This is a genomic window from Nonomuraea sp. SBT364 (genome assembly GCF_001083785.1).
Lineage (GTDB): Bacteria > Actinomycetota > Actinomycetes > Streptosporangiales > Streptosporangiaceae > Nonomuraea.
In genome coordinates this window covers 1-18,511 of sequence record NZ_LAVL01000032.1, presented here as the reverse complement: position 1 = coordinate 18,511, position 18,511 = coordinate 1, and the positions used below count along the sequence as shown (strand labels likewise).

Genomic DNA, 18,511 nt, shown 5'->3' with positions numbered 1-18,511 from the left:
GTCAGCTGAAATGTCGCCATCTAGGCCAGGTGGCGCTCCATGGCTGCTCCAGGCCGCGGCACAGCCAGACCCGCATGCCCAGCTCCTCGTTCTCGATCCCGGCCGCGTTGCCGACGCGCCCCTTCTCCTCGCACTGCGAGAATTGCCCGTCACGCAGGCGCCTGCCGATGTTCATGAGGATCGCCACGTCCCCGCTCTCGGGCGGCGGCCCGTACTCCCAGAGCTGGTTGTGGCCCGCGTAGACGCGCGGGACGCCCGCCCGCGCGAGCGAGCCGTGCTCGCCGTAGTTGCCGGCGATCACCACCGCGCGGGCGCGCTCGTCCGGCGTGAGGGTGGCGAGGACGCCGGTGACGGTGGCGTTCAGCTCGGGCCAGCCGACGGACTCACGGGTCACCTCGTTGACCGCCGGCACCGGCGTGGCGGCCAGGACCGTCAGCGGGATCAGCGGCAGCCCGAACAGCGCGCAGCCGGCGGTGTTGACGCCCAGCGACACCCACGCGTCCCGCCGCCGCCCGGCCTCCTCGGCGGACACGCAGCCCGCCGCGAACAGCAGCAGGATCAGCCCGGCCGCGTAGTCGAACCGGCCGCCGCTGATCAGCGTCAGCGCGGCCGCGACCGGGTAGGCGACGGCCAGCGCCCGCACCCGCCGGTCGCGCCACAGCCGCACGAAGCCGTAGCCGGCCATCACCGCGACCACCGGCCCGAACAGCACGACCTGCATGGGCACGAACAGTGCCCGCATCTCGGCGCCCTTGTTCTCGCTGAGCGCCGCCGCCATCTCCAGCTGCGGCCACCCGTTGGTGATCTGGTAGGCCAGGTTCGGCGCCGCCACCGCGGCCGCGACCAGCGCGCCCGCCCACAGCCACGGGCTCGCCAGCACCCGGCGCGGCCCGGCCGTGAGCAGCCCGGCGGCCAGGCCCAGCACGAGCAGCACGATCAGGTGCTTGTTGTAGCTGGCCACCCCGATCACCGCGCCCGCCGCGAGCCACCAGCGGGGCTCCTCGCGCCGCAGCGCCCGCAGGATGAACAGCAGGGCTCCGGCCCACAGCGGCAGGTCGAAGCTGAGCGTCAGCATCACGTGCCCGGCGATCAGCGTGAACGCGCCGCCCGCGGTGCCCAGCGCGGCGAGCGCCTGCGCCGTGCCCCGGCCGCCGAGCTCGCGGGCGATCAGCGCCACCAGCACCACCAGCAGCGCCATCGACAGCGCGGGCGGCACCCGGATCGCGGTCAGCGTGTCGCCGAACACCGCGATCGCCAGCCGCGCCAGCATCGGCGTCAGCGGCGGCTGGTCCACGTACCCCCAGTCGGGGTGTTGTGACAGTACGCGGAAGTACAGCTCGTCACGGTGGTATCCGTAGCCGCCGCTGACCGCCAGCAGAACGCCGGACAGCAGGACCGCGATCGTCGTGACCGACCGCCACGCCAAGGGCCGCTCCATGACTGCCCAACCTAGATCCTTCCGGCGCTCCTGTCAGGTGGCCCGGTATCCCACCTGTTCAAGCATGGTGACCAGGTACGCCTTCATCGCGGTGGGATCGCCGCCGTCGGGGTGGAATCCCAGATGGTGCAGGATCGCCCCGTTGAGCAGCTGCTGGACGGCCGTCAGGTCGCGTTCCGCCGGAAGCCGGCCGGCCTCGGCCGCCCGCCGCAGCGTGTCGCGCACCGCCGAGGCCCGCAGGCCCCCGTTGGCCGCCAGGTAGGCCGACAGCAGCTCCGGATAGTCGTCCACGGACCCGTACAGGCGGCGCAGCAGGCGCCGGTGGCGCGGCACGGACAGGTAGGCCGCCCAGTCGGTCAGCATGTGGCCGACGTCCCGCCAGGCGGGCGGCGGCTCCTCGTCGTGGTGCGCCACCGCGACCGCCCGGACCAGCAGGTCGGTCTTGCCGGGGAAGCGGCGGTAGACGGTGGCGCGGGTGACGCCGGCCCGCTGCGCCACCCGCTCGATGCTGGTCTCGCCCGCGCCGCGCTCGATGAGCAGGTCGAGCGCGGCGGCGAGGATGGCGGCGTCGGCCTCCTGGCTGCGTGGCCGCCCGGCCGGCCGCTGGACGCCGCTCACGCCCAGGTCACCGGGAGGCCGTGCACGCCGTAGATGAGCATGTCGGTGCGCAGCGGCACCTCGCGCGGCGGCACCGCCAGGCGCAGCCCGGGGAAGCGGCCGAACAGCGCCGGCAGCCCCGCCAGCAGCTCGACCCGGGCCAGCTGCTGGCCCAGGCACTGGTGGATGCCGTGGCCGAACGCCAGGTGCCCGCCCGAGGGACGGCTCAGGTCCAGCAGGTCGGGATCGGCGAAGCGGTCCGGGTCGCGGTTGGCGGCCTGGATCGACACTGTCACCGTCTCCCCGGCCTTGATCGGGTGGCCGTCCAGGTCGACGTCCTCCAGCGCGACCCGCAGCAGGAACGGGATGACGCTCAGGTAGCGCAGCAGCTCCTCGACGACCTCGCCCGCGCTCTCGCTTTCGCTCAGTGCCCGCGCCCTGCCGGGACTGGACAGCAGCGCGAACGCGCCGAGCGCCAGCTGGTTGGTGGTGGTGTCGAGCCCGGCGCCGAGCAGCGTGAAGCCGATGCCGGCCAGCTCGTCGTCGGTCAGGTCGCTCGCCATCAGGCCGCTCAGCAGGTCGTCGGCCGGCGCCGCGCGCTTGGCCGCCACCAGCTCGCGCATCACCTCGCGCAGCGCCAGGTAGGCGGCGATCTGCTCCTCCCGCGACACCTCCAGGCCGGACAGCGCCCGCGCCCGCTCCTGGAAGCGGTCGCGGCCGTCGTCGGGCACGCCGAGCAGTTCGCAGATCACCAGCGCGGGCAGCGGCCGGGCGAACGCCTCCACCAGCTCCGCGTCCGTGCCGCCGGCCTCCATCGCGTCCAGGAGGCCGGTCGCGATCTCCTCGATCCGGCCGGTGAGCTGCCGCATGCGGCGTACGGTGAACTGGCCGGTGAGCAGGTGGCGGTAGCGGGTGTGGCCGGGCGGGTCCATGGAGGTGAACATGCCGGGCGGGGCCGCCTGCGGCGTGCCGCCGGCGGCGGGACCGGCGACGGGGGAGTGGCGCAGCTCGGACCGTGAGCTGAAGCGCGGGTCGGCCAGCACGGCGCGCGCCTGCGCGTGGCCGGTGACGAGCCAGCCCTCGTGGCCGTCGGGATAGCCCAGCCGGGTGACGGGCTCCCCGGCGCGGATCTCGGCCAGCGCCTCGGGCGGGTCGAACGGGTTGGGCCGGGTGGTGGGCAGCGAGCCGATCATTCCAATACAGTACAACACTGTATTGTAAATGCAAGGCGTGTCGCATTGCGCGATCTTGATAGGACGGAGTAGCCTGTGCCCATGCGAAATCGCGCCCGGCTTCAGTGGTGGCGCCGCTCCTAGGCGGCGCGGGATTCGCATACTCAAACGGACGGCCGCCCCGGTTGGCGGCCTTTGTCGTGTCCGCCCCCGGGGCTTGTGACTTTCAAAGGGGCAGCAGTGGAGACGAGCGGATATACCACCGCCGGGGGCGTCGGCGTCGAGCGCGAGGTGCGCGAGGTGTCGGAAGACGCGCTCGAGGAGATCGTGACGGCCCTGGGCGAGCGGCGCGGCGGCGCCTTCTCCTCGGGCATGGACTACCCGGGCCGCTACAGCCGATGGGCCTTCGGCTACGTCGACCCGTGCCTGGAGCTCGTCGCCAGGGGCCGCGTCATCTCGGCCAGGGCGCTCAACGCGCGCGGCCGGGTCGTGCTGCCCGCCGTCGCCTCCTGCCTGCTCGCCGCCGGCAAGCCGGTCGAGGAGCCCACGCCCGACCTCGTCCAGGTGTACGTCCCCGAATCGGAGGACCTGCTCCCCGAGGAGATGCGCAGCCGCCGTCCGACCGTCTTCACCGCCATCCGCGAGGTCATCGCCGCCTTCAAGGGCGACGACCCGCACCTCGGCCTCTACGGCTCCTTCGGCTACGACCTGGCCTTCCAGTTCGAGCCCATCAGGCAGCAGCTCGTCCGCCCCGACGACCAGCGCGACCTCGTCCTGCACCTGCCCGACCGGCTCGTCGTCATCGACCGGCAGCGCGAGACCTGCCGGGAGCTGCGCTACGAGTTCACCGTCGACGGCGCCACCACCCGCGGCCTGGAGCGCACCGGCGACTCCACCCCGCCCGTCACCCCGGCCGAGGTGCCCGCCGACCCGGTCAGGGGCGAGTACGCCAAGGTCGTCGCCGCCGCCAAGGAACGTTTCAAGCGCGGCGACCTCTTCGAGGTCGTGCCCGGCCAGATCTTCCACGCCACCTGCGCCGACCCCGCCGCCTTCTACCGGGGCCTGCGCAAGAGCAACCCGGCGCCGTACGAGTTCATCATCAGCCTCGGCGAGGGCGAGCACCTCGTCGGCGCCTCACCCGAGATGTACGTGCGCGTCACCGGCGACCGCGTCGAGACCTGCCCCATCTCCGGCACCATCGCCCGCGGCCGCAACCCGGTCGAGGACGCCGAGGCGATCCGCACCCTCCTGTCCAGCGTCAAGGAGGAGTCCGAGCTGACCATGTGCACCGACGTGGACCGCAACGACAAGTCGCGCATCTGCGTCCCCGGCAGCGTCAACGTCATCGGCCGCCGCCAGATCGAGCTCTACTCCCGCCTGATCCACACCGTCGACCACATCGAGGGCAGGCTGCGCCCCGAGTTCGACGCGCTCGACGCCTTCCTCACCCACATGTGGGCCGTCACCGTCACCGGCGCGCCCAAGACCTGGGCCATGCAGTTCATCGAGGACCACGAGGCCACCACCCGCCGCTGGTACGGCGGCGCGATCGGCTTCATCGGCTTCGACGGCTCCATGAACACCGGCCTCACCCTGCGCACCGCACAGATCAAGGACGGCGTCGCCATCGTCAGGGCGGGCGCCACACTGCTGTTCGACTCCGACCCCGAGGCCGAGGAGCGCGAGACCGAGCTCAAGGCCAGCGCCCTGCTCGGCGCGCTCGCCGCCGTCAACCAGCCCGGCGCGGAGCCGGTCGCCGAGCCCAGGCCGCAGCCCGGCCTGGGCATGAAGGTGCTGCTCGTCGACCACGAGGACTCCTTCGTCAACACCCTGGCCGACTACTTCCGGCAGGACGGCGCCGACGTCGTGACCCTGCGCCACGGCTTCCCCACGTCCATGATCGACGAGATCGGGCCCGACCTCGTCGTGCTCTCACCCGGCCCCGGCTGGCCCTCCGACTTCGGCATGTCGGCGCTGATCGAGGAGATCTACGCGCGCGGCCTGCCGGTCTTCGGCGTCTGCCTCGGCCTGCAGGCCATGGTCGAGCAGGCCGGCGGCTCGCTGGAACTGCTCGACCACCCCGAGCACGGCAAGCGCGGCCGCGTCTCCCGGCTCGGCGGCAGCGCGCTGCTCGACGGGCTGCCGGAGGAGTTCACCGCGGCCCGCTACCACTCGCTGCACGCCAAGGTGCCCGGCGTCGTCGGCTTCGAGGCCACCGCCGTCACGCCCGACGGCAACGTCATGGCGATGGAGGACACCGCCAACCGCCGCTTCGCCGTCCAGTTCCACCCCGAGTCCATCCTGACCGCCGAAGGAGGCGCCGGCGCGAAGGTCATCGCCAACGTGCTGCGGCTTTCCCGCAGGTGAGGCCCCTTCGTCGGTAAAACGTCCGCGGGGGTGTGCGGAGAGCCCCTAGAGTTCCCCGCATGCTCCCCGTAGACCTGCCCGACACGGTGCGTGAGGCCCTGCTCGCCCCGCTCGTCGACCACGCCTGCCACGGGGTGCGCCGCGACGAGCTGTCCAGGGCGCAGTTCGAGCTGCTGATCAACGACGACACCAGCCCCGCGCCGCCCGGCACCACCCACTTCGACACCCCGGCCGGCGCGGCCATCCGCCGCTGGTGCGCCCCGGTGCTCGGGCTGGAGCCGCACGCCGCCCCCGCGCTCTACCTGGCCCGCCGGGCCGAGCTCGGGCCCGACGAGGTCAACCGGCTGCTGCTGCGCGCCGCCGGGATCGTGGCCTTCCTCGTCGACAGCGGCGTGGAAAGCCTCGACCTGCTGTCGGCCGGCGAGATGGGCCGCGCCGGCGCGGCCGCCGCCGACGAGATCGTCCGCCTGGAGCAGATCGAGCAGGACGTCGCCGAGACCGCGAACATCGCCCTCGACTACCTCGACAGCCTCGGCGACGAACTCGCCGCCCGGGCCACCCGGGCCGTCGGGCTCAAGACCGCCGCCGCCGCACGGCTCGGCCTCGGCTTCGAGGCGTCCAGGCCGAGCCGCGGCTCGGTCATCGCCGCCGCCAACCGCCGGCTGTCCGACCCCAAACAGCGGCTGTCGGAGCCGGTGCTGCTGCGCCACCTGCTCTGGACCGCCGCCGACGTGGCCCGCGAACGCGGCCTGCCGATGCAGTTCCACACCGGCGCCGGCGACGCCGCCGTCGCCCTGCGCGGCGCCGACCCGGCCGCGCTCACCGGCTTCATCCGCGCGCTGCAGCCGATCGGGGTGCCGGTCATCCTGCTCAACTGCTACCCGTACCAGCGGCAGGCCGCCCACCTCGCGCACGTCTTCCCGCACGTGTACGTCGACTGCGGCCCCGCGCTCGCCCGTACCGGCTCCGGCTCCGGCGCCGTCATCGCCGAACTGCTGGAGCTCGCCCCCTTCCACAAGATCCTGTACGGGTCGGGCTGCCGGGGGGTGGCCGAGACGTGCCTGCTCGGGGCGCTCTACTTCCGCCTCGGTCTCGGCCGTGCCCTCAAGGCCCGCCTCGACGACGGCGAATGGAGCGCCGCCGACGCGGCCAGGATCGCCTGCATGATCGGCTCCGGCAACGCCCGCCGCGTCTACCGCCTCTGACCCGTCCCGCCACGGCCCCGCGGCGATGCCCGTCCCGACGTCCCGGTACCTGGTCTGGCTGCGGAGCGCGGACGGCGACGCCACCGCGGGCATCGTGCGGGCGGCCCACGAAGGCACGGGCCGCCGACACCGACCTGGTCACCCGCCACCGGCCGGCGGGCCGCTGCTGACCGGTGTGCCGTACCCGCCCGCCGCGCCGCTGACCGGGGCGCGGCGGGCGTACGATGGCGGGCGGCCTGTGTCGAGACGGAGGGGGATCCTCGAGTGCGGTTTCTGGACGACGTGACGGTGGAGCTGGTCAAACACAGTGCGTCCGACACCGACGTGCTGTGGGCGGCACGCGTGTCCACGGCCGGCGAGCAGTCGCTGGCGGAGCTGGAGAAGGACCCCGGGCGGTCCAAGGGGCTGATCAACTACCTGATGCGCGACCGGCACGGCAGCCCGTTCGAGCACAACTCCATGACGTTCTTCGTCAGCGCGCCGATCTTCGTCTTCCGGGAGTTCCAGCGGCACCGGGTGGGCTGGTCCTACAACGAGGAGAGCGGCCGCTACCGCGAGCTGCAGCCGTCCTTCTACGTGCCGGGCGAGGGGCGCAAGCTGGTGCAGGAGGGCAAGCCGGGCCGTTACGTGTTCGTCGACGGCACGCCGGAGCAGCACAAGCTCGTCACGCAGCAGATGGAGAGCGCCTACCGCCAGTCCTACGCCGCCTACGAGGAGATGCTGGAGGCGGGCGTGGCCCGCGAGGTCGCCCGCGCGGTGCTGCCGGTCGGCCTGTTCTCCACCATGTACGCGACCTGCAACGCCCGCTCGCTCATGCACTTCCTGTCGCTGCGCACCCAGCACGAGCAGGCCAGGGTGCCGTCGTTCCCGCAGCGTGAGATCGAGATGGTGGCCGAGCGGATGGAGGCGGTGTGGGCGGAGCTCATGCCCCTGACCCACGCCGCCTTCGTCGCCAACGGCCGCGTCGCCCCGTGACGGCTCAGGCCAGGGCCGGCAGCACGTAGACCTCGGCGCCCGGCGGCAGCGCGCAGTCGAGGCCGCCGAGGCCGCGGGAGTTCTCGCCGCACACGATCATGCTGATGTGGCGGCGGATGCGCCCGTAGTCGTCGCGGATCCGCTCCTCCAGCAGCGGATGCGTGCGGCGCAGCATGTCGAGGGCCGAGCCCAGGGTGGGCGGCGACTCATGATCGGCGCCCACCGCGAACACCTTCACCTCGGTTCGCCCGCTCACCCACCGCCGCAGCGAGGCGGGCAGCACGAACACGACCATGGTCACGGACTTGGCCATGGATCACAGCACCGCCGCGCGCACGGTGAGCACGTCGGGCAGGTGCCGGGCGATCGGCTCCCAGCTCTCGCCGGCGTCGCGCGAGCCGTGCACCTCCCCGTCGCGGGTGCCGAAGAACAGCCCCGCCTCGGAGAACGTCATCGCGTCGCGCAGCACGGTCGCGTAGACCGGGCCCTCGGGCAGCCCCCGCTCCAGCGGCCGCCAGGCGCCTCCCGCGTCGTCGCTGCGGTAGAGGCGGTAGCGGTGGCCGACCGGTGTCCGGTCCAGGTCGGCGTGCAGCGGCAGCACGTACACGCTGTCGGGCTCGGCGGGATGGGTCACGATCGGGAAGCCGAAGTCCGACGGGAGCGCCGAGCCGATGTCGGTCCAGGTGCCGCCGAAGTCGTCGCTGCGGTAGACGCCGAAGTGGTGCTGCAGGTAGAGGCGGCCGGGCCGGGACGGGTGCATGGCGACCTTGTGCACGCACTGGCCGAACTCCGGGTATTGCTGCCCCTCGGGCAGGAAGGGCGCGCGGATGCCCTGGTTGGCCGCCTCCCACGACAGGCCGCCGTCGGCGGTGCGGTAGAAGCCGGCGGCCGAGACCGCCACCGCCATCACGCGCGGGTCGGCCGGGTGGCAGATGATCGTGTGCAGGCACAGCCCGCCGCCGCCCGGCTGCCAGTGCCGGCGGTGCGGGTGCTCCCACAGGCCCTCGACGAGGCTGTAGGTGACGCCGCCGTCCTCGGACCGGAACAGCGCGCCCGGCTCCGCGCCCGCCCAGACCACGCCGGGCTCCGACGGGGACGGGGTCAGCTGCCAGACCCTCGTGAGCGTCGCCTCCGTCTTCTCGGGGAAGGCGATGGGCGGCCGGTCGGCCTCCTGCCAGGTCTTGCCGAGGTCGTCGGAGTAGAGCACCGACGGGCCGAAGTGGCCGTACTCGATGCCCGCGAGCAGGCGAGGGGTCGTGCCGCGGGTGTCGATCGCCACCGCGTGCACCGCGACCGTGGAGAACTGGATCGGCTCGACCTCGAAGGCGCTCCCGCCGGAGGAGCGGGCGAGGAACAGGCCCTTACGGGTGCCGATCGCGAGCATTGCGTCAGTCATGGCATCGCTCCCATGTTCGCTTCCGGCCATCGTGCCACGCGCTTCCCGGCGATGGGCGGGCACTGGCGAGGACTGGGCGATTTGCCGCACGGTTACCCAGGAGGTAATCGAGACACTTCCCGCCAGCCACTACGGTTCCTGATATGGGAGCTATTGCCGTACAAGAAGAGACGTTTGGTGATTTGTTGCGCTCGTGGCGTCAGCGGCGCCGCGTGAGCCAGCTCGACCTGGCGATCGAGGCGGACGTGTCCTCCAGGCACGTCAGCTTCCTGGAGACCGGGCGCGCCCGGCCGAGCCGCGAGATGGTCATGCGCCTGGCCGAGGAGCTGGAGGTGCCGCTGCGGCACCGCAACCGGCTGCTGGTCTCCGCCGGTTTCGCGCCGGTGTTCCCGGAGCGCGAGGTGCGCGCGCCGGAGCTGGAGCTGGTACGGCAGGCGCTGGACAAGATCCTGGCCGGGCACGAGCCGTACCCGGCGCTGGTCGTGGACGCCGGCTGGGACCTGGTGGCGGCCAACGCGGCGGCCGGGATGTTCATGGCGGGGGTGCCGGAGGAACTGCTGGCCGAGCCGGTCAACGTGATGCGGCTGTCGCTGCACCCCGACGCGATGGGCGGCAGGCTCGTCAACCTGCCCGAGGTCCGCGCCCACCTGCTGCACCGGCTGCGCAGGCAGGCGGAGGTGTCGGGCAGCGGGCGGCTCGCCGAACTGCACGACGAGCTCGCCGCCTACACCTACCCGGGCGTGGACCTCAACGTGATGCACGCGCCGGGGCCCGCCGACATCCTGATGCCGCTGCGGATCCGGGACGGCGACCGGGTGCTGTCGATGTTCACCACGATCGCCACGTTCGGCACGCCCGTGGACGTGACGGTCTCCGAGCTGGCCATCGAGACGTTCTGGCCGAACGACGAGGAGACCGCCGCCGCGTTCCGGTGACTCACCCCTCGCCGTGCACCACGTCGCGGTGGATGCGCGACAGCGGCACGCCGTCGCCCTGCAGCCGCCGGACCGTCTCGCTCACCATGGCGGCCGGGCCGCACACGAACACCTCGTGCTCGGCCCAGGAGTGGAAGCGCTGCGTCACCTCGGGCAGCCGCCCGCGCATCCCCTCGTAGCCCGGCTCGTCCGACACCACCGGCAGCACCCGCAGCCAGGGGAAGGCCGCCTCCATCCTGATCAGGTCGGGCAGGTCGTACAGCTCGCGGGAGGTCCGCGCGCCGTACAGCAGGTGGATGTTCGGGCGCCGGCCGGAGGCGATCACCTGCTCGATGATCGCCTTCAGCGGCGCCAGGCCGGTGCCGCCCGCGACGAACAGCAGGTCACGCGCGTCGTTCCCGGGCGCGGCCAGCGTGCCCATCGGCGGCCCCAGCATGACGCTGTCGCCGATGCGGGTGTCCCTGGTCAGCGTGGTCGAGACCCAGCCGCCCGGGACCGAGCGCACGTGCAGGCGGATGGTGTTGTCGGCGCGCGGCGCGTTGGCGATGCTGAACGTCCGCCACACCCGGGGCCAGCGCGCGGTCTGCACGTTGACGTACTGCCCGGCGGTGAACGGGAGGCGCTGCGTGGGCCGCAGCGTGACGACCGCGATGTCCGGGCGGCGGCGCTCGTGGTCGACGACCTCCGCCAGCCACCACGCGGGTGACACGCCCGCGTCGGCCTCGGCCGACTCGATCATGAGCGTGGCGGCCGCCTCGTACGCCGCCACCCAGGCGGCCTCGATCTCGCTGGTCCAGATGTCGGCGGCGAAGCGCCGCACGGTGGCCAGCAGGGCCGAGCCGATGGCGGTGTAGTGGTCGGCGATGACGCCGTACTTACGATGATCCCTCCCCAGTTGTCCGAGATATGACGCCATGCTGTCCGGGCTGTCCAGGCTCCACACGATGCGGGTCAGCGCATGGAAGAGCCGGTCCCGCTGTACGTCCATCGAGGGCGGGAACATGCCCCTCAAGTGCGGGTTCTCGGCGAACAGGCGGCCGTAGAAGTAGGCGGCCGCCTTGCCGGCCACCGGTTCGATGATGGAGAAGCTCTCTTTGACCAGGCGCGGATTCAACGACATATACCCAACCCGTCCTATTGACCGGAAACGCATTCCGGTCGTGTCGTCCCACCTCCCTGACGGCTCCGGGTGACGAGCGTCCGGAGTACCCCGGCACGTCCGATCGCTCGAAATCCAGTGTTACACCACCTCCTGGACCTCACAACCGATTCGCCCCAATGAGGTGCGGATCTGAACTATCCGTGACGGGCAGGTTATTAGCTGTATTCGGCGCTAAAAGGATTTCGGTCGTTAAATGTGAATAATAATTCTATTCGTATCGCCCTTCCGAAGTGCGGCGGCAGATCCCCCCGGAGCGGGAGAACGTCAGACGGGCAGGAGCGAGGAGATCTGTGGGAGAAGCGACATAGGCGAAATGGTGTGCGTCATGATGGGCATGTGGCTGCCGCGACCGGCGACGCCACCTGGAGATAGCGCCCCCTGGAGATCGCATGTCCCGACCGCTGATAGGCATCACCGCCTACTTCGAAGCCGCCCGCTGGGATGTCTGGGTCCGGGAGGCCGTGCTGTCACCACCGGCCTACGCCAAGGCGGTCGAACGGGCCGGCGGCGCGCCCGTGGTGCTGCCGCCGCTCGCCCCGCACGCGATCGACGACTACGTACGCGGGCTGCGCGGCGTGGTGCTGACCGGCGGCGTCGAGGTCGCCGCCTCGGCCTACGGCGACGAGCAGGACGAGCGGGTGCCCGCCCCGCAGCCACAGCGCGACCGGTTCGAGCTGGCCCTGGCCAGGGCGGCGGTCCGGGCCGACGTGCCGGTCCTGGCCATCGCCCGCGGCATGCACGTGCTGAACGTCGCCCAGGGCGGCACCCTCATCCCGTGGCTGCCGGAGATGCTGGAGAGCGAGCGCCACGGCGAGCCCGGCGCCCGGCACCGCATCCAGGTCAGCGTGTCCAGCAAGCTCGGCAAGGCGGTCGGCGACCACGTGGAGGTCGTGGCCCCGCACACCCAGTCGGTGCGCCGCCTCGGCACCGGGCTGCTGGCCGTGGCCTGGGCCGAGGACCAGATCGTCGAGGGCGTCGAGCTGCAGGGGCACCGCTTTGCCGTGGGTGTGCAGTGGCATCCGGAACGCGGCGACGACAACGGCCTGTTCGATGCGTTCGTGGAGGCGGCCCGCTAGGCTTCGGATCATGCCGCTGCACCCCCAGGCGCGGGCGTTCGTCGCCGCCTATCCGTCGGATCTCGACACCGACCTGGCCACGCTCGACCTGGCGAAGATCCAGGAGCTGCGCGCCGTCGACGGGTTCGCCGAGCATCGCGGGCCGCTGCCGCAGCTGCCCTTCGTCCGCGACGAGACGGCCGGGGAGGTGCCGATCCGCATCTACCGCGCCGACCGGGGCGACGAGCCGCTGCCCGTGCTCGTCTACTTCCACGGCGGCGGCTGGGTGTTCGGCAGCGTCAAGCGCAACGACGCGCTCGGCCGCGACCTGGCCATCCGCACCGGCGCGGTGGTCGTCTCGGTCGACTACCGGCTCGCCCCCGAGCATCCGTTCCCGGCGGCGGCCGACGACGCCTGGACCGTGCTGCGCGACATCTTCGCCAGGCCCGCCTTCTACCAGAGCACCGGCAGCGTGGCGCTGATCGGCGACAGCGCGGGCGGCAACCTGGCCGCCGTGGCCGCCTGGCAGGCGCGTGACGCCGGGCTGCGGCTGGCCCACCAGGTGCTCGTCTACCCGGTCCTCGACGCCTCACCGGAGACCCCCAGCTACACCGAGTTCGCCAAGGGCTACGGCCTCGACGCCGCCGAGATGGACTGGTACGTCCGGCAGTACGCGGGCGACGCCGACCGCGCCGACCCGCGCCTGTCCCCGCTGCGGCTGGCCTCGGCCGAAGGGCTGCCGCCCGCCACCGTGGTCACGGCCGGCTGCGACGTGCTGCGGGACGAGGGGGAGCGCTACGGCCGGCGGCTGGCCGAGGCGGGCGTGCCGGTCGAGGTCAAGAGGTTCGACGGCGCGGTGCACGGCTTCTTCGGCCTGCCGCGCCTGTTCGACCAGGCCGCCGAGGCGCGCGACTACGTGGCCGGGCGGCTGAGGGAGTTCCTGTGACCTACGAGCGGCTCAAGACCGACACCCCCGCCGACGGGGTGCTGCGGATCACCATCAGCGAGCCCCGCAAGCTCAACGCCGTCGACCTCACCGGCCACCGCGAGCTGGCCGAGATCTGGCGCGACGTCGACCGCGACGACTCCGTGCGGGCCGTGGTGGTGCGCGGCGAGGGCGAGGCGTTCTCGGCCGGCGGCGACCTGTCCATGATCGAGGAGATGACCCGCGACCACGCCACCAGGCTGCGCGTGTTCACCGAGGCCCGCGACATCGTCTACAACGTGCTCAACTGCTCCAAGCCGATCGTCTCCGCCGTCCAGGGCCCCGCCGTCGGCGCCGGGCTGGCCGTCGCCCTGCTGGCCGACGTGTCCGTCGCCGGCCGCACCGCGCGCATCATCGACGGCCACACCAGGCTCGGCGTCGCCGCCGGCGACCACGCCGCCATCATCTGGCCGCTGCTGTGCGGGCTGGCCAAGGCCAAGTACCACCTGCTGCTGTGCGAGCCCGTCACCGGCGAGCAGGCCGAGCGGATGGGCCTGGTCAGCCTCTGCGTCGACGACGACGCGGTGCACGAGACGGCCCTCGGCCTCGCCGTCCGGCTCGCCGCCGGCTCGCAGGAGGCCATCCGGCTCACCAAGTACGCGCTCAACAACTGGCTGCGCCTGGCCGGGCCGTCCTTCGACGCCTCGCTGGCCATGGAGTTCCTCGGCTTCACCGGCCCCGACGTGGCGGAGGGCGTCCGCGCGCTGCGCGAGAAGCGGCCCCCGTCCTTCGGTGGAGCAGTGGTTTCACCCCCGCCCTCCGGGTAGCGGACTGCCAGCGGGCGACAGACCCAGGGCCTGTCCGCCGGGGCCGAGAACGCCGCCTGGGGGGACGAAGCAGCGGCCCGCGGGTCAGAACCCGCGGGGCAGGCCGAGCACCTGAGTCGCGAGGTAGTTGAGCAGGAGCTCCTCGGTCACAGGTGCCACCTTCCCGATCCGGGCGTCGGTGAGGAGCCTGGCCACCGGATACTCCAGCGAGTAGGCCATCCCGCCGTGCGTCTGGAACGCGGCGTCGGCCGCCTCCCACGCCGCCTGCGAGGCGGTCAGCTTGGCGATGTTGGCCTCGGTGCCGCACGGCAGCCGCCGGTCGAACGACCACGCGGCCTTGTAGATCATCAGGCGGGCCAGCTCGATCTTCGCCTTGACCTGGGCGAGCGGGAAGGCGATGGCCTGGTTGGCGCCGATCGGCCGGCCGAACACCTCCCGCTCCTTCGCGTAGTCCACCGCGACGCGCAAGGCCACCTCGGCCCCGCCCAGGGCGGAGGCGGCCAGCAGGACGCGTTCGGGGTTGAGGATGTCCCACAGCACGGCCGCGCCCTCGTCCACCCGCCCCACCACCCGCGAGGCGGGCACCCGCAGGTCGTCGAGGAAGACCATGTTGGACGGCGTGGTGTTGGCCCCCAGCTTGGGGATCGGCCGGTAGGTCAGCCGCCCCGCCGCGACCGCCTCCGGCACGTTCACCAGGAACACCGTCAGCCCGGCGCTGCGCGGCCGCGCCTCGGCCGCCGGGATCGTCCGGGTGACCAGCAGCATCCAGGTGGCCCGCTGCACGCCGGTGATCCAGATCTTCTGCCCGTTGATCACGTAGTCGCCGCCGTCGCGGCGGGCCGACGTCGTGATCGCCAGCGCGTTGGAGCCGGCGTCCGGCTCGGTCAGCGCGAAACATGTCTCCACCTCGCCCGACGCCAGGCCCGGCAGCAGCTCCGCCTGCTGCTCGGCGCTGCCGTGCCGGCTCAGCGTCAGCGCCCCGAACCCGGGCGTGAGCACGTACGTGAAGGCCGAGCCGCCCGCCGCGCCCGAGGCCGCGATGGTCTCGGTCGCCACGGCCAGCTCCAGGAGCCCCTGCCCGCCGCCGCCGAACCGCTCCGGCACCGCCAGCCCCAGCCAGCCGCCCTTGGCCAGCTCGTCCCACACCTCCTGCGGCCACCGCTTGTCGCTCTCGCAGCGCTGCCAGTAGTCCAGGTCGTAGCGGGAGCAGATGGCGGCCACGCCGCGCTGCACGTCCAGGGCGGTGTCGGGGAGGGTGAAGTCCATCACATCATCGTAGAAGGAAGTTCTGCCGGCGGGCGAGGGCGGCGCGCGTGGAAGACGAACGCCGGGGGAGCGTTGCGCCACACCGTGCGTCCCGCCACCACCTCCTCGAACCGCTCCGACAGCAGCGACCGGAACCGGCGGGCCGAGCTCAGCGGGATCGCGTGGATGTAGGAGAACGTGGTGAACGCCCCCGCCGGGCTCATCGCCGCGGTGACCGCGCCCAGCAGCGCGAGCTGCAGCTCCGTCGGGAACGCCGCCCACGGCAGCCCGCTCACCACCACGTCGGCCTGCCGCAGCCCCCGCTGCGTCAGCAGGCCGGCCAGCTCGGCGGCGTCGCCGTTCACCACGTCCACCGCGGGGAAACGCTCGGCCAGCAGCGTGGCCATCGGCTCGTTCAGCTCCACGGCCAGGTGGTGACCCCGGCCGGCGAGCCTGCGCTGGATCTCCGCCGTGAAGGGGCCGGTGCCCGGCCCCAGCTCGACGACGGTCGGCTCGCCGCGCTCCGGCACCGGCGCGCAGACCGCCGCCGCCAGCCGCTGGGAGCTGGGCGCGAACGCGCCGATGGTCGCCGGTGCACGCAGGAACTGACCGAGGAACAGTGCGCTGTCGTTGGGCATGCACCGACGGTACGGGGAAGATCGCACAGGGGAGTCCGTCATCGGGCCGCGGATCCGGCCACTTGGAGGAGGCGCCATCCTCCGCCGGGAGGACTGTCCACGAGTGCGGCGTGGATACCTTTGACCTCATGAGTTGGCGTTGGCGCGGCGCGCCCCTCGACCTGCTCCTCGCCGCGGCCGGAGTCAGCCTCGACCTGCTGATGTCCGGCCAGGCGCGGATGGGCGACCTGCCGCCCGCATACACGGTCGGGCCCCTGGCGCTGCTGGTCGGCGCGCCCATGGGGTTCGTGCGGCGCTGGCCGCTGCCCACCGCGCTGTGGCTGTCGGCCGCGCTGGCCTGCACCGACCAGGCCGGGGCGTTCAGCTCCAACACCGCCCAGGTGCTGCTGCTCGTCGCCGTCGGCGTCACCGCCTACAGCGCCGGCTGGCGATCGGTGATCATCGCGATGGCGGCCAGCGGCGTCGCCACCGCCGTCAACCTCGCCGACCCCGGCGTCGCCTTCACCGCCAACTCGTGGATGTACGCCGCCGGCATCACGATCTTCCCGGTGATCGTCGGCGGCTACCTGCGCAGCTCGATCGGCGAGCTCGAACAGCGCGACATCACCCCCGACGTGCTGCTGGCCGCCGGCGGCGTCGCCCAGACCGTGCTCAGCACCTGGACGAGCTGGCACAGCGGCGGCCACCCCGCCTGGGTCATCGGCCTGTTCGCCGTGGGGGCCGGGCTCGCGCTCGGCGTCGCCCGCCGGCTACCCGGGCTGGTCTTCCTCCTCCAGGGCATCGTCCTCGTCGCCGCCGACACCTACCTGCCCGAGGTGGTCAACAGCTGCCTGGTGCTGACGCTCATCGCGCTGAGCGTGTTCGCGATGCGGGTGGCCTCCTGGACCTGGACCGTCGTCGCCTACCTGGCCACCTGCCTGCTGGCCGCCATCGCCGTCGTCGGCCCCGGCACCGAGGTCACCGGCTTCCGCGCCGCCGTGCTCTGCGCCCTGGTGATCACCCCCGTCGCGATCGGCCGCTACCTGGGCATCAAGCAGGCCGCCGCCGCGGCCGAACGGCTCCGCGTACGGGAGTCGACCCGGCTCACCGTGGCGCAGGTCCGCGCCGACCAGCTCGCCGAGCGCGAGCGCATCGCCCGCGACGTGCACGACATCGTCGCCCACCACGTCGGCGCCATGGTGCTGCGGGCCAGCGCCGCCCGCTACACCGCCCCCGACGGCCCGGTGGCCGACGCGCTCACCGACATCCGCGAGACCGGCCACCAGGTGCTGGAGGACCTGCGCGGCCTCATCGACCTGCTGCGCGACCCCGACCGCCAGCCCGACCTGCTCGCCGACCCGGCCGACGTGGTCCGCGAGGCGGCCGAGCGGATGTCCGCCGCCGGGCTCGTCGTCGACCTCGACCTCGACCCCGGCACCGACCACACCTCGCTCGTCGCCCGCACCTCGGCGGCCCGCATCGTCCAGGAAGGCCTCACGAACGTGCTCAAACACGCCGGACCCGGCACCGAGGTCCGCGTCTCCGTCCGATCCGCCGGCGACAGCCTCGCCGTCGAGATCCGCAACGGCCGGCCGCCCACCGGCATCGAGCGCCTGCCCTCCTCCGGGCGGGGCCTCGCGGGCATGCGCGAACGCGTCAGAACCGTCGGCGGCACCCTCACCGCCGGGCCCGACGAGGACGGCGGCTGGGTGCTGGCCGCCAACCTGCCCGCCGCCAGGGGGATCGCGTGATCCGCGTCCTCATCGCCGACGACCAGGTGCTCGTCCGCGCCGGCGTGCGGATGCTGCTGCAGGCCAACAGCGACATGGAGGTGGTCGGCGAGGCCGACGACGGCGCCGAGGCCGTGCGCCTGGCCGAGCGCCTCCTGCCCGACGTCATCCTCATGGATCTGCGTATGCCCCGCGTCGACGGCCTGGAGGCCATCCGCCGCGTGCTCGCCGCCCGGCCGGCCACCCGTGTCGTCGTCCTCACCACGTTCGCCGAGGACTCCAACGTGTACGCGGCCCTGCGCGCCGGCGCCGTCGGCTTCCTCGTCAAGGACGACGAGCCCGAGCGCATGGTCGACGCCGTCCGCCGCGCCCACGCCGGCGAGCAGCTGCTGGCCCCCTCCGTGCTGCGCCGCGTCGTCGACCGCTTCCTCGACGCCGAGGAACAAGCCGCCGCCCCCGCCCCGCGCGGCCTCACCGAGCGCGAGATCGAGGTGCTCGCCCTGGTCGGCACCGGCCTGTCCAACGCCGAGATCGCCGAGGAACTGCACGTCGGCGTCACCACCGTCAAGACCCACATCGCGGCCGCCATGGAGAAGCTCGGCCTGCGCAACCGCATCCAGGCCGCCGTCGTCGCCCACCGCGCCGGCCTCGTCGACGCCTCCTTCCGCACCGTCCGTCCGCCGCGTGGCGGACCGGCGGGTAACCCGCCAGGCTGACGACCGGCGGCGCCGGCGGGGGGGGTCCTTCCGGGCTTGTCACCGACCGGAACGACCGCCCTGTCCGACCACACCCACCGCCACTCCCTTAATATCCACTCCCAGCCCACCGGACCGGCGTAGAACTTGTCTGACGGCCTCTCCTTGTA

General features: G+C 72.8%; 17 protein-coding genes. 9 read left to right on the top strand and 8 right to left on the bottom strand.

All coding sequences use genetic code 11. The features are described 5' to 3' along the window. Nucleotide 1: 1 nt before the first annotated feature. The 3 genes from ADY59_RS17265 to ADY59_RS17255 are packed head-to-tail and all read right to left on the bottom strand — an operon-like array spanning nt 2 to nt 3,228. The gene (locus ADY59_RS17265) at nt 2–1,438 is read right to left on the bottom strand and encodes a glycosyltransferase family 39 protein (protein WP_049563312.1); all 1,437 of its coding nucleotides are present in this window, start codon (nt 1,436–1,438) and stop codon (nt 2–4) included. A 33-nt stretch (nt 1,439–1,471) separates the two neighbouring features. Next, on the bottom strand, nt 1,472–2,056 hold the full coding sequence (locus ADY59_RS17260; RefSeq protein WP_197093703.1) for a TetR/AcrR family transcriptional regulator: 585 nt from the start codon (nt 2,054–2,056) through the stop codon (nt 1,472–1,474). Then, nucleotides 2,053–3,228: a cytochrome P450 gene (locus ADY59_RS17255; protein WP_049563311.1), complete on the bottom strand. Its 1,176-nt coding sequence runs from the start codon at nt 3,226–3,228 to the stop codon at nt 2,053–2,055. Before ADY59_RS17255 ends, ADY59_RS17260 begins: the two co-directional genes overlap by 4 nt. Before the next feature lie 219 nt (nt 3,229–3,447). Here ADY59_RS17255 and ADY59_RS17250 point away from each other — a divergent pair, with 219 nt between their 5' ends. From ADY59_RS17250 to thyX, 3 genes are all read left to right on the top strand, one after another. Beyond that, nucleotides 3,448–5,574 carry an anthranilate synthase component I gene (locus ADY59_RS17250; RefSeq protein WP_049563309.1) on the top strand — a complete coding sequence of 709 codons (2,127 nt, stop codon included), beginning with the start codon at nt 3,448–3,450 and terminating at the stop codon, nt 5,572–5,574. Nucleotides 5,575–5,633: 59 nt separating this feature from the next. Continuing rightward, on the top strand, nt 5,634–6,779 hold the full coding sequence (locus ADY59_RS17245; RefSeq protein WP_049563307.1) for an amidohydrolase family protein: 1,146 nt from the start codon (nt 5,634–5,636) through the stop codon (nt 6,777–6,779). 264 nt (nt 6,780–7,043) lie between these two features. After that, nucleotides 7,044–7,754: an FAD-dependent thymidylate synthase gene (gene thyX, locus ADY59_RS17240; protein WP_049563306.1), complete on the top strand. Its 711-nt coding sequence runs from the start codon at nt 7,044–7,046 to the stop codon at nt 7,752–7,754. Nucleotides 7,755–7,758: 4 nt separating this feature from the next. Here the strand turns inward: thyX and ADY59_RS17235 are convergent, their stop codons facing one another. Both ADY59_RS17235 and ADY59_RS17230 read right to left on the bottom strand, forming a co-directional pair. After that, complete coding sequence (locus tag ADY59_RS17235; protein ID WP_053174846.1) at nt 7,759–8,067, bottom strand: hypothetical protein; 309 nt, start codon at nt 8,065–8,067, stop codon at nt 7,759–7,761. 3 nt (nt 8,068–8,070) lie between these two features. Further along, nucleotides 8,071–9,150: a WD40/YVTN/BNR-like repeat-containing protein gene (locus ADY59_RS17230; protein ID WP_049563304.1), complete on the bottom strand. Its 1,080-nt coding sequence runs from the start codon at nt 9,148–9,150 to the stop codon at nt 8,071–8,073. A 143-nt stretch (nt 9,151–9,293) separates the two neighbouring features. Between ADY59_RS17230 and ADY59_RS17225 the strand changes: the two genes are divergently transcribed. After that, the gene (locus ADY59_RS17225) at nt 9,294–10,085 is read left to right on the top strand and encodes a helix-turn-helix domain-containing protein (protein WP_049563303.1); all 792 of its coding nucleotides are present in this window, start codon (nt 9,294–9,296) and stop codon (nt 10,083–10,085) included. 1 nt (nt 10,086) lies between these two features. On the opposite strand, the gene ADY59_RS17220 is transcribed toward ADY59_RS17225, so the two are convergent. After that, entirely contained in the window at nt 10,087–11,205 is a 1,119-nt protein-coding gene (locus ADY59_RS17220) for a globin domain-containing protein (RefSeq protein WP_049563302.1), read from the bottom strand. Between the two features lie 431 nt (nt 11,206–11,636). Here ADY59_RS17220 and ADY59_RS17215 point away from each other — a divergent pair, with 431 nt between their 5' ends. The 3 genes from ADY59_RS17215 to ADY59_RS17205 are packed head-to-tail and all read left to right on the top strand — an operon-like array spanning nt 11,637 to nt 14,054. Continuing rightward, complete coding sequence (locus ADY59_RS17215; protein WP_049563301.1) at nt 11,637–12,323, top strand: gamma-glutamyl-gamma-aminobutyrate hydrolase family protein; 687 nt, start codon at nt 11,637–11,639, stop codon at nt 12,321–12,323. Between the two features lie 10 nt (nt 12,324–12,333). Then, complete coding sequence (locus ADY59_RS17210; protein ID WP_049563299.1) at nt 12,334–13,248, top strand: alpha/beta hydrolase; 915 nt, start codon at nt 12,334–12,336, stop codon at nt 13,246–13,248. Further along, complete coding sequence (locus ADY59_RS17205) at nt 13,245–14,054, top strand: enoyl-CoA hydratase/isomerase family protein (protein WP_049563298.1); 810 nt, start codon at nt 13,245–13,247, stop codon at nt 14,052–14,054. The genes ADY59_RS17210 and ADY59_RS17205 overlap by 4 nt, the downstream gene beginning before the upstream one ends. A gap of 84 nt (nt 14,055–14,138) precedes the next feature. On the opposite strand, the gene ADY59_RS17200 is transcribed toward ADY59_RS17205, so the two are convergent. Together ADY59_RS17200 and ADY59_RS17195 are read right to left on the bottom strand one after the other, a co-directional pair. Then, nucleotides 14,139–15,320: an acyl-CoA dehydrogenase family protein gene (locus tag ADY59_RS17200; protein ID WP_049563296.1), complete on the bottom strand. Its 1,182-nt coding sequence runs from the start codon at nt 15,318–15,320 to the stop codon at nt 14,139–14,141. Continuing rightward, a complete protein-coding gene (locus ADY59_RS17195; RefSeq protein ID WP_049563294.1) occupies nt 15,320–15,937 on the bottom strand; it encodes a class I SAM-dependent methyltransferase in 618 nt (205 codons plus the stop codon). The genes ADY59_RS17200 and ADY59_RS17195 overlap by 1 nt, the downstream gene beginning before the upstream one ends. A 128-nt stretch (nt 15,938–16,065) precedes the next feature. Here ADY59_RS17195 and ADY59_RS53385 point away from each other — a divergent pair, with 128 nt between their 5' ends. Further along, on the top strand, nt 16,066–17,667 hold the full coding sequence (locus tag ADY59_RS53385) for a sensor histidine kinase (RefSeq protein ID WP_269433611.1): 1,602 nt from the start codon (nt 16,066–16,068) through the stop codon (nt 17,665–17,667). Further along, nucleotides 17,664–18,362, top strand: coding sequence for a response regulator (locus tag ADY59_RS17185; RefSeq protein WP_049563292.1), 699 nt, complete (start codon nt 17,664–17,666; stop codon nt 18,360–18,362). The genes ADY59_RS53385 and ADY59_RS17185 overlap by 4 nt, the downstream gene beginning before the upstream one ends. Nucleotides 18,363–18,511: the final 149 nt, after the last annotated feature.